This is a genomic window from Streptomyces sp. NPDC002076 (assembly GCF_053593835.1).
The window spans coordinates 194,475-210,420 of record NZ_JBSFDI010000011.1; the positions used below are offsets into that span (position 1 = coordinate 194,475).

Below are 15,946 nucleotides of genomic sequence, written 5' to 3' on the forward strand. Positions count from 1 at the left end.
GGGAAAGCCGATGTCCGCACTCCGTGCCGGCCGTGCGGCCGCCGTCGTCGCCGCGGTGAGCGCCGCGGCACTGATCGGCGCCGGGCCCGCCATCGCGTACTCGAACGGCACCGTGGGTGTCCGGGAGACCGTGTGCGCCAGTGACCTGTACGTCCGCACCGACCCGGGCGGCGCCTGGATGGGCACGCTCTACAAGGGCCAGACCTTCCTGGTGGAGAGCAAGCAGAGCGGTTGGGCGTGCGGCTTCGCCTACGGCGACATCAACCGCCACGGCTGGGCCCAGGACGGCTGGTTCTGCTGACGTCTTCGCCGCAGCGCCGCTGACCGCCGCGCTGCTGTGCGCGGCGCCGTCACGGGAACGGTCGGTGTTTCCCGAACGTGTCCAGGGAAGCACCGACCGGGGCGCGGGGCCCCGCAGCCACGCCCCCGGTCGTCCTCGCCGGGACTGGACGGCCTCCTGGCGCTCGGGGTCGAAGGCGATACCAGTGGCCGGTCAGCCGACCCTCTTCCACTCCTGACACCGGTTGGTCTTGAAGTACTCCCCTCGGTTGAGCGTGACCCGGCCCGGCCCTTCAGAGGGGTTCTTGGATCACTTTCCGTGCCAGGGCCACGGAGGGTCACCACAACCGCGATCATGAACGGCTTCGCGCCGCCAGGAGGACCCGCTTGCGGAGCAGGTCGAAGTTGGCCCGGCCGAACATCTGCCGCTTCAACATCTTGATCTTGTTGTTGTGGCCTTCGACGGCGCCGGAGCTGTAGCGCAGGCTCAGCCCGCAACCACGGCGTCGAGGTCCTGGCCGAGGCCGGTGGCGAAGCCGTGCAGGGCGGGTAGATCGTCGGCTTGGACGGCATCGATCCACTGGTCGAGGTGCCGGCCTTGGCGGTTGTTCATCAACTCAGCGAAGGCGCGGACGTATTCGGCGGTGCGGTCGAGTGCTGGGCGGCGGGCGAGGATCGAGACGTCCGTGTGCCTGCCTCAGGTCGCACCATGCCAGGACTCACCCTTTGGCGAGGAAGTGCGCCAGCAAGCGGTCGAAGTCGCTGTGGTCGAGCTCGGCCCGCCGGGGCACCACTGCCTCCGTTTCCTGCAGGAACGCCTTGAATTCCTGCGCTGGGGCCTTGAGCAGGGCCGTACCGGACGGCGGGTTGAGAAGGATGTACAAGTCGCGGCAGCCCTCCTCGCCGGTGGGCCATATGCGAACGTCTCCCTCGCCGGCGGGGCCCTCCAGGCCGTCGATCAGCAAATCGCGCCCTATGATCCATTCCACCGGCTCGTCGCTGTCGACATCGGTGGTGAATGCGGCATGGACCACATACGGATCACTCGGCTCGTACCGCAGATTCATGATCATGGGCAAGGACGTCGCATGCACGCCGACAAGCTTCACAGGTAGCCCCTGGATCACAGTTCTCAATGACTTCATCGGGTCTTACTCCTGGTGTTTCGAGTCATCCGGGGAGGACCATCGGAAGGGCTGTCGTCGGATTCAAAGAGGCTGCACAGAGAAGCGGTTACTGCGAGGACCGGTGGCGGTCGGCACGAGGACACCCGCAGGAGCAGTTCTTCGCGCCGTCGCAAGGGCGCCCGGCCGACGGGAGCAGGCGAGGCTACTACTTTCGGCCGGGGCCATTACGGAGATGTGGCCAACGGTGGTTGCCGGACAGAGGGTGCCCTTGGTCTCAGCGATCGACGCTGTACCGGTCGTGGTTGTAGTGAACCGACTCTCCACGGTCCCCACCTCGACGCGGGTCGTGGTTGCCGGGGCCCGGTCCCGCAGGGCAGAGCCGTCCTTGGACCGGTACGGCACGCTGTCCGAGTCGGAGGAGACGCACATGACCACACAGGTGCCCTGCTTATGGGTCGGTGTCGATGCCGGCAAGGGCCACCACTGGTGGGTCGCCGTCGAAGACACCGGAACCACCATCGCAGGGCCGCCGGATATCGGCCCTTCTGGCCGCGTCACTCGTCGCAGGCCGACCGTCAGCGCAAGGGTGAGTCCACGGTGGGAGTCAGGAGGGTCTCGTCGAGGCCGACGATCTGGCTGATGTCGAAGCCCTCCATGTCCGCGCGGAATTCAGGACTCGACAGGTATGCCTCCAGCCGCTCCTGCACGTCGTCGGCGTCCCTGTAGGAAACGAGGGCGTACAGCCGGGGAGTGTCGCTTCCGGGCGCCGCGGGCACCGTCCAGACGCCGTGGGTGGTGATCCGGTGCTTGGCCATACCGGGAATGTGCTGGGCCCAGATCTTCTCGTAGGCGGTGAGCGCGTCGGAGCTGCGCAGGGTGTAGACGCGAAGCTGGTACTGGGACATGACACTGGTTCCTTTACTTCTGAGCATGGATGGTCGGCGGTCAGCCTTGGGGGAGGAGGTGTGCCAGTTCGGCATCCCAGTCGATGAGTCCGGACTCGGTACCCCGTGGCACCAGAGCCTGGGTGTCCTGAAGGAAGGACGAGATGTCCTGCACGGGGACCTCGAGCAAGGCGGTGCCTGCGGCAGACCCGAGGGCGATGTAGATCGACTCGTCACCCCGCCCTGCGGCCGACCAGATCCGGACGTCCGCGTGGCCTGCGGAACCCTCCAGACCGTCAGCCAGAAGATCCCGCCCCAGGATCCATTCGACCGGCTCGTCACAGTCGATGAAGAAGACGGCACGGACGACATAGGGATCAGCGGGCTCGTAGCGCAGACGTACGCATAGGGGCAACGAGTAGACATGCGAGACGACCAGCTGCACGGCCACCTGCCGTTCTACGACCTTCAAGGACTTCTTCATCGGCTTGCGCTCCTGGGTAGGGCTCGGCGGTGCCTCACACCGGCCGGTGGCGAAGAGGCAGCGCGGGCGGAGGCGGTACAGCGGGGCGCGGGCGCCGGACGGCACCGGCGCACCGCATGGTGAGTGCGTTGCACTCACTCGGCCGGCGGTCGGGGACGCCGCCCCCCGGCCGCCGGACGGGTCCCCGCCGCGGGCAGGGACAGGGCCGAGGGGAACTGCTTGCGTTCATGGCCGATACCCGTCTCACCGGTCGTCGCGGCTCAGGTCATGGTGGTGCCTGCCCCAACCGTCGTGCTCGCAGCGGTTTCCGTCGTGGCGGTGGGGCCTGTTGGACGTCCAGCCGTGTCCCTCGTCCTGCCAGCGGTAGAAGTGACCATCGCGGTAGTAGAGCCCGTCGCAGTCGTGCCGGGTTGAATCGCTGCCGTGGCGGTCCTGGTGCCAGCCGCGGGTCTCGTCGCAGGAGTAGCCCCGCTCGAGCAGGTAGCCGACACCGTGGTCCCAGCTGTAATCAGCGGCCACGGCCCCGTCGGTCGGGTGCTGGGCGTGCGCGGACGCAAGGGGCGCGGCCGAAGCAGTGCCACCGGCACCGAGGACGGCGGCACCGGCGACCGCGACGGAGGAGACAGTGAGGGCGATGCGCTTAGCGAGCTTGTTCATGATCTTTCCTTCCCGAGGGGGTGATCTGCGCCAACGGCGGTTCTGCCAGGCGATGTATGACGCCCGGTGTGGTCCGAGCGAGCAGTTCCATACGTCGTATGGAAGCGCGCTTTCATTGTTACCATACGTCGTATGGAAATGTCGAAGTGACGAAGGCAACCGTTGAGCGGCTGGCACCAGCGCCAACAGATGTCGCTCTTCAGGGCGAGCTGCCCGTTGCCGGCCCCTCGGCACGCCGGCCTTCCTCGCCTTGGCCGCGGCGGTGTGTCCTGGTGATCGGTGGCTTCACCGGCCCGGAGATCGCCGTAGCCCGCGGGGTGAGGTCTCGAAGTCACGGATGCATCCAGTACGCCGCAGTGGCGGGTTTGCGATCGTCAGAAGGCGGGACGAGTAATTTTTAGGGCGTGACGACCGGGGCACCCTCTGATGCCGACACCGTCGATGCAGCGCCCCCGTCTGGTTACGCCCACGCTCACAGCCGACAAGCGTCACCGTGAAGGAAGCGGCGACGACGGATGGGGCATCAGGCCCCGTCGCCCTGAAACAGGAGGCTTGTGAAACCGGCCCATGGCTTCATGACCGAGGCTGCATGACCGGGTCGATGGTCGCCGCGGGGCGGAGGCAGCGCGGAAGGAGTCTGCCCATGCGGATCGTCGTGGACCTGAATCGCTGCCAGGGATACGCGCAGTGCGTGTATCTGGCGCAAGAGGTCTTCAGGTTGAACGGCCAGGAGGGCGCTCACCTATGAGCCGAACCCCGACGACGAGCGGCGCCTGCAGGTCGAGCGAGCGGCTGCGGCGTGCCCGGTGCAGGCGATCGTGATCGACCGCTTGGACGGCGCGAAGCGGAGCGAGACGCCATGACTCTGCGGGCAACGGTCGCAGAGCTGGTGCGCGAGTTCCGGGCCAGGGGCCGGATCGTCATCGTGCGTGCTTCTCTGGCCGGGCCGCGGGCCGCGGAGACGCTGCGCGAGGAGGGTTTCTCCGGTTCCCTGACCATGATCGGTGACGAGCCGTACGAGCCCTACGACCGTCCCCCGCTGTCCAAACAGGTACTCAAGGGCTGGGTGCCGGCCGACCACACCAAGCTGCCCCGTATGCGGGAAGTGGATGCGGACTGGCGGCTCGGGGTGGCCGCCGTCGGGCTGGACCGGGCCACCAAGCAGGTGCGCCTGGCCGACGGCGAGCAGGTGCCGTACGACCGGTTGCTGATCGCTACGGGCACTCGCGCGCGGCAGTGGCCGAACCCGACCGAGGCGGCGCTGCAGGGGGTCCACACGATTCGCTCGCGTGACGATGCCGCTCAGCTGCAGAAGGCGCTGGCCGAGCCGCCGTCGCGGGTCCTGGTCATCGGCGCCGGGTTCATCGGCTCGGAAGCGGCCTCCGTCTGCCGGGAGCTCGACATCCCGGTGACCGTCGTCGAGCGGGGTTCGGCGCCACTGGTCGGCGCACTCGGCGGGGTGATCGGGGAGATCGCCGCGCAGATGCAGCGCGATCATGGCGTGGACCTGCGCTGCGGGCTGGGCGTGTCGTCGCTGGAGGGCGACCCCGAAGGGCATGTGCGGCGGGCGCACCTGTCCGACGGCACCACTGTCGACGCCGATGTGGTGGTGGCCTCCCTGGGATCGATCCGGAACGTGGAGTGGCTGGAGGGCTCCGGGCTGGCGGCCGGTTTCTGGGGTGTCGGCTGCGATGCCGGTGGTCGTGCCTTCGACATCAACGGGGTGGTCACCGACAGCATCTACGTGGCAGGGGACGTGGCGCGTGCGCCGCATGTGCTGTACGAGTACCAGTTCCTGGCGATGGAGCACTGGGACAACGCCGTTTGCGGTGCCGAGGTCGCGGCGCACAACATGGTGAACCTCGAACCCCACTATCGTCCGCATCTGCTGCTGCCCAGCTTCTGGTCCGGTCAGTTCGGCGTGAACATCAAGTCTGTCGGGGTGCCGCCTTTCGGTGACGAGATCGTCTTCACCCAGGGGTCCGTCGAGGAGCGCCGTTTCGCCACCGCCTACGGCCACCGAGGCCGCATCGTCGCGGCCGTCACCTTCGATCACGGCAAGTGGCTCGAGTACTACAGGAAGCTGATCGAGCAATCAGGTCCATTCCCGCCTCCGCCGCCGGGCTGGGACCAGCCGCCCGACATGAAGCCGATGCCGGCCGAGTTCCCGGACCCCAGGGTCCCGACGGCGGTCCCCGACGTCGTCCTGACCGGCCATGCCCCGAGCGAGCGGACGGCCGAGTTCCGGCCCCGGCGCCACTGACCCGGCCCGCCGGGCCGAGCGTGCAAGCGGACAGCACCGACAGGAAAAGGAGGGGAGCCTCGTGGCCGAGGAAACCCCATGGCAGCAGGCGCTGCGCTACGCCAATCGCGCCAACCCGTACCCCTTCTACGAGGAACTGCGCAAGACACCGGTGGCGCGGCAGCCGGACGGAACCTATGTCGTCAGCACCTACCGGGAGATCGTCACGCTGCTCCACGACCCCCGGGTCAGCTCGGATCCACGCAAGTGCCCCGTTCCGGCCGCCACCCCGGCCGAGGGAGCGGCGGAGGCGGAGGCCGAGCCGATCACGGAGGCGATCATCTCCTTGGAGCCGAACATAATCACCCAGGATCCCCCCGAGCACGATAGGGACCGCCGGACGATGATGCCGCATTTCGTCGGGCCTCCCCGTTCCCCTCACCTGATCTCCGACCTGGAGCCCGAGATCCATCGCATCGTGGCCGGGCTCCTGGACGGCATGAAGGGCAAGAACCGGATCGACGCCGTCGACGACTTCGCCTACCCCCTGCCGGTGACGGTGATCTGCAAGGTCCTGGGCGTGCCGCTGGAGGACGAGTCACGCTTCCACCACTGGATCGAGACCGCCCTGGACGCCCTGGACTTCGGCCCCGAGGCCGCGTCCGACGAGATCCGGAGCCGGCTGGCCGGCGGACGGCGGGCCGTGCAGGACTTCGGGCAGTTCGCAGCCGACCTGCTCGACCGGTACGCCGACCAGCCCGGCCCGGGCATTCTTTCGGCCATGGTGAACGAGGACGGCACGGAGGGACGGATGTCCAAGGGCGTGCTCGCCAGCAACGCCCTGCTCCTGATCTTCGCGGGACACGAGACCACGGTCAATCTCATCGCCCACACGACTTCTCCAGCCCGCCGCACGAGTGCTCGGTCGCCTCGCCCTACTGGGGCTCCCTCACCGAACTGATGGATGTGATCACGCTCGCCCAGCAGGAAAAGATCAAGGTGCTGGTCGAGTACTTCCCCCTGCAACGCGCGAACGAGGCTTACCAGCTCCTGCACGACGGCAGGATCCAAGGACGTGCCGTCATCACCCCCTACGCGTGAATCCCGCCGTTCACGCGAACGGGACACCACGACTGTGCCTGGCCGCCGGCACCGGACGGTCCGGCGGATACGCACCCCGGCTCCCGCAGGACGGAGGAGCTTGCCCGGAACACCTCATGCGCCACGGTCCCCTGCCCTTTCCGCCGAGCGACATGAGGCTGATCGGGTGACGATGGACATGTAGTGACGTGACCACGCTGCTCACAGAAGGAGGTAGGTGCCATGACATCTCCTTCCGATTCCTCCGGTTCCGTTCCGCCACGTGGCACCGAACCACAAGAAGGTCCTGCGGTCGAAGGCATCACCGCTCTGGCGAACATGGGCTGGCAGATCCTGCTCACCATGGGCCTCGCCACCATCGCCCTGGGCGTCATCGCCCTGGTCTGGCCGGGCGAGACGCTCCGCGTCGTCGGCGTGCTCTTCGGCGTCTACCTGCTGGCCACCGGTGCCTTCCAACTCGCCGCCGCCTTCGGCACCCACGTCCCCCGGCATCTTCGCGTACTGCACTTCATCACCGGCGCGGCCTCCGTCCTGTTGGGACTGGTCTGCTTCCGGGGCCCCCTCGAGTCGGTCTTCCTGCTCGCCCTGTGGATCGGCTTCAGCTGGCTGCTTCGGGGCACCTTGGAGACGGTCGCGGCGGCCTCCGATCAGACCATGCCGGCGCGCGGCTGGCACGTGGCCTTCGGCATCATCGGCACCATGGCCGGCATCGTGATGATCGTCATGCCGTTCGCCTCCATCGCGACACTCACGCTGGTAGTGGGCGTCATGGCCATCGTCGTCGGCCTGACCGAAGTGGTCCGTGCCATCAGGACACGCGTCGAGATCGGCCATCTGGCTGCCGGAACGCCCCCTCAGCGGCGCCCCCTGTTCCACGCACGTCCGCACCCCCAGCACTGACCGGCGAAGCCGGATCGACCGGACGCTGGCGAGCGGCGACATCACACCACCTCCGCGGGCCGTCGGCCGGCGAGGGGTCCTTCGCGCTCATCTCGGCGCGGCTGTGATGGCGACGCCGGCGTCGTGCGGCTCCCTCAACTGGGCGGGGCGATCTCGGACATCGGCTCATTCATCAGGGCGGCAGGCGGCAGTCGAAATATTCGGTCAGTCCGACGTCCAGGTCCCGCTCGAACACTGACCGGGTGAGGGCGATCAACAACCCGCTCTCACCCCGGGTCCTCGCTGTCTGCCAGGTCCGTCCGTTCATGCTGTGCCCTGAAACCCCGACCGGCCTGTCAACGATCTTTCGCCTGACGAGGAAAGGCGCAGCCGTCGACCCGGGCGAACTCCTCGCTGTGCTTGTGGCGGCCGGATTCCACGGGGCCGTCATCCGGGGACGTCGGACCGGTCGGCGTTCTCGGGGCCGTTGTCTGCCCGTGTCGGCAGCCCCAGTGGCCGACCGCCGCGGTGAGCCCAGATGTCACCGAGGACGACCTGGATGATGCCGGTGACGGGAATCGCCAGCAGGGCACCGAGGATCCCGGCGACTTCGGCGGCGATCAGGGTGGCCAGCAGCACGGTGAGGGGGTTGAGTTTCACCGTCCGAGACAGGATGACCGGTTGCAGGAGGTGGTTTTCGGCCTGCTGATAGACGATGAAGAAGATGATGGCCCCTATGCCGGCCGGCAGGGAGTGGACGAACGCCACTGCGGAGGCGACGACAGCTCCTATCGTGGCTCCCACCAGGGGAATGAGGTCGGTCACGGCGACGAAGAGGGCCAGCAGGCCGGCGAACGGCACTCCGGAAACCAGCAGCACGACGTAGGTCAGAAGCCCGCAGATGACGCTGATCAGCAAGTTCCCGGTCAGATAGCCGTTGACGGTACGGGCGCACGCGGCTCCGACGCGGCGTATGCGGACCGCAGGCGCCTCGTCCACGAGGGCCAGGGACCGGTCTATGGCCTTGGGGCCCTCCAGCACCATCAGATAGGCCAGCACGAAAATAGTGAGAGCGCCCGCCGCGGTGCTCGCTGCACCGCGGAGGAACTTCGCGACGGGCGTGCTCAGTCCGGTGGCGAACGCGTGGATCTGCGCCTGATGGTGCTGGACATACTGCAGAGCGTGCGTCCGTTCCAGCAGGTTGCCGACTGGCCCGCGGCCGGCCTGGGCGTCCCTGATCATCGCGGGTAGGCGACCGGCGAACCGGCTTCCCTCCTGGGCCAGGGGGATGACGAACAGGGCGATCACTGCGCCGACGGCCGCGGCCGCGGCCAGGAAGACCATCGTGGCGGTGGCCGCAGGCGCAATCGCCGGACCGTCGGCCCGGTGGGGGACGGAGCCGTCAGCTGCGGGCGTGATCGCGGCAGTCCTGATGTCGTCAGTGAGGTGCGCCCGGCTGATGCATGCGGCTTTCGGGTACGCGCCGTGAGCGAGAACGCGTCGCGGCCGACGACAGGCGCGCGGCGGCCCTGTCTGATCGTGAATCCGCGTTCGGGGGGAGGGAAGACGAGCCGGTTCCGGATCGCGGAACGCGCCCGCACGCTCGGAGCCCAGGTGGTCCTGATCGATCGTTCCCTCCCCCAGGGCCTGGCGACGCTAGCCCGACGCGCGGTGGACGACGGTGCGGATCTGCTGGGCGTGGCCGGCGGAGACGGTACCCAGGCGCTTGTCGCCGAGGTGGCCGCGGAGAGCGGCCTGCCCTTCGTGGTCATTCCGGCGGGTACCCGCAACCACTTCGCCATGGATCTCGGCCTGGACCGTGGGGACCCCTCGTCCGCGCTGGAGGCCCTCACGGACGGCGTCGAGCTGCGCGTGGATCTGGGGTACGCAGGCGAGCGGGCGTTCGTCAACAACGTCTCGTTCGGTGCTTATGCCGCCCTGGTGCAAGACCCGGCTTATCGGGACGACAAGCTTGGCACGGCAGTGCGCATCCTTCCGGAATTCCTGGCCCGCCACGAAGGCCCGGATCTGGTGGTGCGCGCCGGGCCGCTCACCGTGGACGGGCCGGATGCCGTACTGGTGAGCAACAACCCGTACCAAGTGGATGACCCTGCCGGACTCGGAAGGCGTGCGCACCTGGACTCCGGCCTTCTGGGAGTACTGACCGCCAGGGCAGAGACGCCAGCCGAGACGGCCGCGAGGCTGCGCAGTGGACAACCACACGGCCTCACCTGTCTCGCCACGCCCGACGACGTCGTCGTCTACGCCGCCGCCCCGGCCCTCCCCGCCGGGCTGGACGGCGAAGCCGTCAGCCTGCCGACTCCCGTGCGGTGCCGCATCAGCCCTCGAGCACTCCGGGTATGGGTTCCCCGGCATCGTCCCGGCGCCCAGCCTGAGCGACCGCCAGGGTGGGGCGCCATTCGCCGGATGGTCTGAACCTTGGGGAGCCGCTCCCACCGCCGCGCATGCTCGGCGGAACCCGCTACCCGTCCGTTCACCTGCGAAGCCGTGCCCTGGAGCCCCGGCATCTGACTTTTCGATCACCTATGAGGGTCTTGACGTCCAAGTCATTACATCTGACTATTTCATCAGAAAAGGCGATTTGCTCTGATATGACACATACCGCACCGTGTGCCGCTCACCGGGACATCGATGTTCACCACCGCTGCACACAGGGTCGCCGGACCACATGCCGACGCTCCTACTTCCGCACCGATGGGATGGACCGCTATGACCAACATTGACCACACCCTCCTCGCCGAGCCGGTGAGCCTCCCCGAGGTGCCCGATGCCGCGATAGCGATGATCGATGCCGAGGGCATCGTCGTGGGGTGGACGCACGCCGCTCAGCAGCTCGTCGGTTATGCGGCCGGGGAGGTGGTGGGCCGGTCCGCCGCACACGTGCTGCCGCCTCCCGAGGACGCTCGGAGGGCGTTGGCGTTCGCCGAGCAGTGCCGTGCGCGGGGCGGCTGGTCCGGCACCGTCGCGATAGGCCACCGCGACGGCCACACGCTCAGGATGACGCTGCGGGTCTCGCTGCTGCGGGGGCAGGGCGACGACACCCGGTGGCTGGCGTCCGTGACGGACATAGGTTCCCTGTCCTCGGGGGCGACCGGGGGACCGGTGCGGGAGTCGCTCCTTGCCCGAGCCCCGATCGGCATCGTCGTTTATGACACGCAGCTGCGCTGTGTCTGGGTGAACGACGCCATGGAGCGGCACGACGGCGTGCCTCGTCACCGACGCTTCGGGCGCGGTCTGAAGGACTCGCTCCCCGCCGTCGAGGCCGAAGCGCTCAAGGTGGTGATGCGGCAGGTGCTGGAGAGCGGCACGACGACGGTGCACGAGTACCGTGCGTGGCCGCCTGCGGACCGGCCCCGCGAGCACGCGTTCTCCGCTTCCTTCTTCTGTCTCCAGGGCGCGGACGGCACGCCACTGGGCGTGTGCTCCATGACCGTGGACGTCACTGGAAACAAGCGGGCGCGCGAGCGCCTCGCCATCCTCAGCGAGGCCAGCACGCACATCGGCAGCACCCTCGACGTGATGCAGACCGCCCAGGAACTGGCAGAGCTCACCGTGCCCCTGCTGGCCGACCACGCCCTGGTCGATCTCGTGGAGTTTGTTCCGTTCTGCGTCGAGCCGCCTGCACGAACCGGCACGACGAGTGGCCGACCGCCGCTGTTGCGCCGTGCCGGTCTGGCCTCCGTCGACCTGGGTCTCCTCGAGTTGCCATGGGTGCGTGAAGAAGTGGTCCACCCCCACCCGGACTCGCCGTTCTTCGCCGCCATGCGCACGGGACGGTCGTACCTGGAGCCGATGCTGGACACCCATTCCGGCCCCTGGGTCGACCATGACGCGGTGCGGGCGCAGAAGGTACGCGACAGCGGCGTCCACTCCTTGATGGTCGTACCCATCCGTGCCCGGCGCTGCGTGCTGGGACTGGCGCTGTTCGGCCGTTCCACGGAACAGACGCCGTTCCAGGAGGACGACCTGCTCCTCGCCGAGGAGCTGGTCACCAGGGCCGCGCTCTGTTTGGACAACGCGCTCCAGTACGCGCGCGAGCGCACCGCCGCTCTTGCGCTGCAACGCGACCTGCTCCCTCACCGGGTGCAGGGCGGTGCTGCCGTCGAGGTCGCCTCGCGTTATGTGCCCGCCGACATGGACCACGGTGTGGGGGGCGACTGGTTCGATGTGGTCGAGCTGTCCGGCGCACGGGTGGCCCTGGTCGTCGGCGATGTGGTGGGACACGGCATCAACGCCGCGGCGACCATGGGCAGGCTGCGCACCGCCGTGCGCACGCTTGCGGACCTCGACCTGCCCCCGGACGAACTGCTGGCGCACCTCGACGACACGGTCCGGCGACTGAACGACGAGGACGCCGACGACTCCGACCGGGTTCCCGCGGTCGTCGGTGCCACCTGTCTGTACGCCGTCTACGACCCGGTCTCCCGACGGTGCACGCTGGCACGGGCCGGGCATCCGCCGCCCTTGGTCGTCGACGCACAGGGCGGGGTCACTGTCCCCGACCTGCCGGCCGGAGCCCCGCTGGGCCTCGGTCTCGGCCTGGTGCCTTTCGAGTCCGTGGAACTGGAACTGCCCCAAGGAAGCGTGCTCGCCCTCTACTCCGACGGCCTGGTGGAGTCCCGCGGCGAGGACATCGACGTCGGCCTGCGGCGTCTGGGCGCCGCCCTGGCACAGCCCGGTGCCACCCTGGAGGACCTGTGCTCGCGGGCGATGGAGACCTTGTCGGCGCAGGCACCGGCCGACGACGTCACCCTGCTCCTTGCGCGGACGCGCGCCCTGCCACCCGCCCAAGTCGCGTCCTGGGATCTGCCGAACGAACTCGTCACCGTCCCGACGGCCCGGCGTCTGGCCGCCCGTCAACTCCGTGAATGGGGTCTGGAGCCGCTGGTGACGGCCGTGGAGTCGCTCGTCAGTGAACTGGTCACCAATGCGATCCGCCACGGCGACGGCCCGATCCGCCTACGGCTCATCCAGCACCGGGTGCTTACCTGCGAAGTCTCCGACACCAACACCGGTCAGCCACGCTCCCGCCATCCCGGCAATCTCGACGAGCACGGCCGCGGCCTTCACCTGGTCGGTCGGCTGTCGCGCAGGTGCGGTTTCCGCTCCGTAACAGACGGCAAGGTCGTCTGGGCCGAACAGGACCTGCCATCCCCAACCAGTGCCCGCTGAGCGCCGACAGCCGCCACAGGATCCCCATCCGCGTAGTCGCGGAACCTCGTAATGAAAGCCGGAGACATGGACCCATCAGATGTTGAAATCGCCGACTCGGCAGGCGCCTTTCGAGGTGCGACGAGCGTCTTCGGCGCCGGCCCCCGCGGCGGGCCGCCCGCCTTCGACGGTCTGGCCGCGGCAGTGCTCGACGATCGGGGCACGGTGGTGGGGTGGACCGGCACAGCACAGGACCTGACCGGGTTCTGCGCCGACGAGGTCCACGGCCGCCCCGTGCAGGAGCTCGTGGCCGACCTCCCGCACGACCCGCACAGGGCCGCACACGTGCCGGCGACCGGCCGGGTACGACTGCGTCACCAGTGCGGCAACACGATCGACGTCACATTCCGGACCACACGGGTGAGCGGCTCGGCGAACTTCCTCGTGCTCGCAGCCCCCACTCCTCACGTCGCCGACCACCGGCACGGCGCAGCCCTCCTGCGCGCACTGTCCGCACAGAACCGGATCACGATCGCCCTGCACGACACGGATCTCGCCACCGTGCAGACGAACGCCATGCCGGACACTCCCGACGGCCGTCCCATACAGCCCGGCGCCCGACTGAGCGACGTGCTGTGCGCCGAGGACGCAGAGACCATCGAGGCGGTACTGAGGCAGGTGCTCGAGACGGGCGTCCCGGTGATCCACAGGAACCAGCGAGTGAGCTGGCGACACCATCCGGCGCGGCGACACGCGCTGTCGCTGTCCGCCTTCCGACTGGAGGACGCGCGAGGACACCCCACAGGAGTCGCAGCCCTGTACATAGACGACACCGACCAACTGCGTGCCCGCCGACAGCTGGATCTTGCCCACGCGGTCGCCGAGCGGGTGGGGGGCTCCCTGGATGCCGTGCGGACCGCCCAGGATCTCGCGGACGCCCTTGTACCCACCTTCGGTGATCTCGCAGCAGTCGACCTTGCGGAAGCCGTCTTCGACGGTGACGAACCCGCCGAGCGGCTGGGCGGAGGAGATCCGCATCTGCGCAACGCTGCCCTGGCGCCGGCCACCGCGGACTGGCCGTCCGGCATCCAGCGCGGCAACCTCGTCCCATCCCTGTCCGACCACCCCCTCCTGCGCCGCTTCCAGCACGGCGAGACGGTCGTCTACGACCGGGACGACTACATCGCCCTGATCGGCGGCCCACATCCGGCCGAGCAGTTCCTCCCGCACGACGTCCAGGCGGTGATGGTGGCACCGCTGCACGCCCGCAGCCTCACCCTCGGAGCGATCGTGGTCTGGCGCACCGGTCCGTCCGAACCGTTCACCGCGGACGAGGTGGATCTCATGAGGCAGATCGCCTCACGGGGAGCACTCGCCATCGACAACGCCCGCCGCTACAGGCGCGAGCACAGAGCGGCCATGGCCCTGCAGCAAAGACTCCTTCCCCCGGCCACGACCGACACTCCGGCAGCCGAGACCGCCGGCGTCTACCTGCCCACAGACCGTGGGGGCGGCACCAGCGGCGACTGGTACGACGCCATACCCCTGCCCGCTCTCCGGCTGGCCCTGGTCGCCGGAGACGTGATCGGCCGCGGCATACCCGCCAGTGCCACCATGGGCCGTCTGCGCGCTGCCATCCAGACCCTCGCCGACCTCGAACTGGAGCCGGACGAGTTGCTCACGCGTCTCGCTGACCTGGTCCAGCGCCTCGCGGCGGAAGCACCCCCTGGCGACCATGACGTCATGGGCGCCACCTGTCTGTACGCGGTCTACGACCCGGTCACCCGACGCTGCGCCATGGCCAGTGCCGGGCACCCGCCGCCCGTACTCGTACGGCCCGACGGTAGTGCCGAAGCCGTCGACATCCTGCCGGGGCCACCCCTCGCCGTCTGCGGCATGCCGTACGAGACGACCACGATCGATCTCGAACCGGGCAGCGTCCTCGCGCTCTACACCGACGGCGTGGTCCACCGAGGTGCGCACGACGTCGGCGACGGGCTCCAGCGGCTGACCAATGCGCTCGCCACCTCCTGCCGCCCGGACCGCGCCCTGGACGAGACCGGCAGGGCCCTCCTCGACCATCTGGTGGAGGCAGCACCGCGTGACGACGCGACCCTGCTGCTGGCACGCACCCGCGCCGTACCCGCCAACGACACCGCTCGCTGGCGGATACCGGCTGATCCGGCTGCCGTCTCGGACGCTCGGGCATGGGCGACCCGCCAGCTCACCGCATGGGGGTTGGACGACCTCCTCTTCCCCACCGAGCTCATCGTCAGTGAACTGGTCACCAACGCGATCCGCTACGGTCGTCCGCCGGCGGAGCTGCGACTGATCCGCCACCACGTTCTGGTCTGCGAGGTCACCGACGCCAACAGCGCCCAACCCCGTCTGCGCCGCGCTCGCACCACCGACGAGGGCGGACGCGGCCTGTTCCTCGTCGCCCAACTCGCCGAGCGCTGGGGCTGCCGCCACGGCCAGAACCACAAGACCATCTGGTCCGAACAGCCCATCGCGCGCGCCCACTGATCACGTCCTGTGGCCATCTTTTGCTCTTTCTGACGGAACGTGACCTCCCGAGAGCGGTTTGCCGGAACTTGAAGAGAATTCGGCTGGGTTCCCCGCTCCGCTGATTGCGGTGGCAGGCGCGCTGCCGCCGTATTTCGGCAGACCGAACGTTTGGCGGAGCGGGCGTTCAGTAGGTGGGGCCGTAGGGGCTCCAGTCAATGGGTCGAGGCGCTCCACGGTGGCCGCTGCCCAGCTGATCCATTCCTTGGCTTCGGTTCTGGTCTGACCCGGTATGCCTCCGCGTAGCGGATGCGGGCTTGTTCCATGGCGGCTTCCCAGCGGATGCGCTTCTGGCGTGCCGCTTCGGCCTCGTCCTGGCGCATGCGTTCGGCGGCTTCGCCGCGAAGCGTGACCTCCTGTGCGATCTCGGCGAGTTGCTCTTCGAGAGGGCGGCCGGGAGCGTCGGCCCATTCGCTCGCCCGGTGTGGCTGGCCGCCGCTGACGATGAAAGCGAACGCGGCCCTGCACCGGATTGTGCAGACCCGCCTGCGCGTCGACCCGCGAACCCAGGACTACTACGAACGCCGCAGCAAGGAGGGCAAAACCCGGCGCGAGA

14 protein-coding genes and 2 pseudogenes are annotated in these 15,946 nt (G+C 68.7%); 9 read left to right on the forward strand and 7 right to left on the reverse strand.

All coding sequences use genetic code 11. From position 1 onward, the window contains the following. The first annotated feature begins 10 nt into the window (after nucleotides 1-10). Nucleotides 11-301, forward strand: coding sequence for a hypothetical protein (locus tag ACWCQS_RS24045; protein WP_451006344.1), 291 nt, complete (start codon nucleotides 11-13; stop codon nucleotides 299-301). Nucleotides 302-632: 331 nt separating this feature from the next. Here the strand turns inward: ACWCQS_RS24045 and ACWCQS_RS24050 are convergent. The 6 genes and pseudogenes from ACWCQS_RS24050 to ACWCQS_RS24075 all read right to left on the reverse strand — a co-directional run. Continuing rightward, nucleotides 633-767, reverse strand: a pseudogene (locus tag ACWCQS_RS24050) (transposase); the annotation flags it as partial. Continuing rightward, complete coding sequence (locus tag ACWCQS_RS24055; protein ID WP_451006467.1) at nucleotides 767-892, reverse strand: hypothetical protein; 126 nt, start codon at nucleotides 890-892, stop codon at nucleotides 767-769. The pseudogene ACWCQS_RS24050 and the gene ACWCQS_RS24055, both read right to left, overlap by 1 nt. A 106-nt stretch (nucleotides 893-998) precedes the next feature. Beyond that, the gene (locus ACWCQS_RS24060; protein ID WP_451006345.1) at nucleotides 999-1,388 is read right to left on the reverse strand and encodes an SsgA family sporulation/cell division regulator; all 390 of its coding nucleotides are present in this window, start codon (nucleotides 1,386-1,388) and stop codon (nucleotides 999-1,001) included. A 593-nt stretch (nucleotides 1,389-1,981) separates the two neighbouring features. Continuing rightward, a complete protein-coding gene (locus tag ACWCQS_RS24065; protein WP_451006346.1) occupies nucleotides 1,982-2,311 on the reverse strand; it encodes an NIPSNAP family protein in 330 nt (109 codons plus the stop codon). A gap of 40 nt (nucleotides 2,312-2,351) precedes the next feature. Next, the gene (locus ACWCQS_RS24070; protein ID WP_451006347.1) at nucleotides 2,352-2,774 is read right to left on the reverse strand and encodes an SsgA family sporulation/cell division regulator; all 423 of its coding nucleotides are present in this window, start codon (nucleotides 2,772-2,774) and stop codon (nucleotides 2,352-2,354) included. A 243-nt stretch (nucleotides 2,775-3,017) separates the two neighbouring features. Further along, the gene (locus ACWCQS_RS24075) at nucleotides 3,018-3,431 is read right to left on the reverse strand and encodes a hypothetical protein (RefSeq protein WP_451006348.1); all 414 of its coding nucleotides are present in this window, start codon (nucleotides 3,429-3,431) and stop codon (nucleotides 3,018-3,020) included. Between the two features lie 643 nt (nucleotides 3,432-4,074). On the opposite strand from ACWCQS_RS24075, the pseudogene ACWCQS_RS24080 reads away from it, so the two are divergent. From ACWCQS_RS24080 to ACWCQS_RS24100, 5 genes and pseudogenes are all read left to right on the forward strand, one after another. After that, nucleotides 4,075-4,294: pseudogene (locus ACWCQS_RS24080) on the forward strand (ferredoxin). Continuing rightward, nucleotides 4,291-5,694 carry an NAD(P)/FAD-dependent oxidoreductase gene (locus ACWCQS_RS24085; RefSeq protein ID WP_451006349.1) on the forward strand — a complete coding sequence of 468 codons (1,404 nt, stop codon included), beginning with the start codon at nucleotides 4,291-4,293 and terminating at the stop codon, nucleotides 5,692-5,694. The pseudogene ACWCQS_RS24080 and the gene ACWCQS_RS24085 overlap by 4 nt, the downstream one beginning before the upstream one ends. Nucleotides 5,695-5,755: 61 nt before the next feature. After that, complete coding sequence (locus ACWCQS_RS24090) at nucleotides 5,756-6,634, forward strand: hypothetical protein (RefSeq protein ID WP_451006350.1); 879 nt, start codon at nucleotides 5,756-5,758, stop codon at nucleotides 6,632-6,634. Further along, the gene (locus ACWCQS_RS24095; protein ID WP_451006351.1) at nucleotides 6,634-6,774 is read left to right on the forward strand and encodes a hypothetical protein; all 141 of its coding nucleotides are present in this window, start codon (nucleotides 6,634-6,636) and stop codon (nucleotides 6,772-6,774) included. The genes ACWCQS_RS24090 and ACWCQS_RS24095 overlap by 1 nt, the downstream gene beginning before the upstream one ends. Before the next feature lie 222 nt (nucleotides 6,775-6,996). Continuing rightward, on the forward strand, nucleotides 6,997-7,674 hold the full coding sequence (locus ACWCQS_RS24100) for an HdeD family acid-resistance protein (protein ID WP_451006352.1): 678 nt from the start codon (nucleotides 6,997-6,999) through the stop codon (nucleotides 7,672-7,674). A 426-nt stretch (nucleotides 7,675-8,100) separates the two neighbouring features. Here the strand turns inward: ACWCQS_RS24100 and ACWCQS_RS24105 are convergent, their stop codons facing one another. After that, nucleotides 8,101-8,997 carry an AI-2E family transporter gene (locus ACWCQS_RS24105; protein WP_451006353.1) on the reverse strand — a complete coding sequence of 299 codons (897 nt, stop codon included), beginning with the start codon at nucleotides 8,995-8,997 and terminating at the stop codon, nucleotides 8,101-8,103. Nucleotides 8,998-9,138: 141 nt separating this feature from the next. On the opposite strand from ACWCQS_RS24105, the gene ACWCQS_RS24110 reads away from it, so the two are divergent. The 3 genes from ACWCQS_RS24110 (at nucleotide 9,139) to ACWCQS_RS24120 (ending at nucleotide 15,351) form a co-directional block, all read left to right on the forward strand. After that, nucleotides 9,139-10,089: a diacylglycerol/lipid kinase family protein gene (locus ACWCQS_RS24110; protein WP_451006354.1), complete on the forward strand. Its 951-nt coding sequence runs from the start codon at nucleotides 9,139-9,141 to the stop codon at nucleotides 10,087-10,089. A 294-nt stretch (nucleotides 10,090-10,383) separates the two neighbouring features. Beyond that, complete coding sequence (locus tag ACWCQS_RS24115; protein ID WP_451006355.1) at nucleotides 10,384-12,846, forward strand: SpoIIE family protein phosphatase; 2,463 nt, start codon at nucleotides 10,384-10,386, stop codon at nucleotides 12,844-12,846. Between the two features lie 66 nt (nucleotides 12,847-12,912). Continuing rightward, entirely contained in the window at nucleotides 12,913-15,351 is a 2,439-nt protein-coding gene (locus ACWCQS_RS24120) for a SpoIIE family protein phosphatase (protein WP_451006356.1), read from the forward strand. The last annotated feature ends 595 nt before the right edge of the window (nucleotides 15,352-15,946 follow it).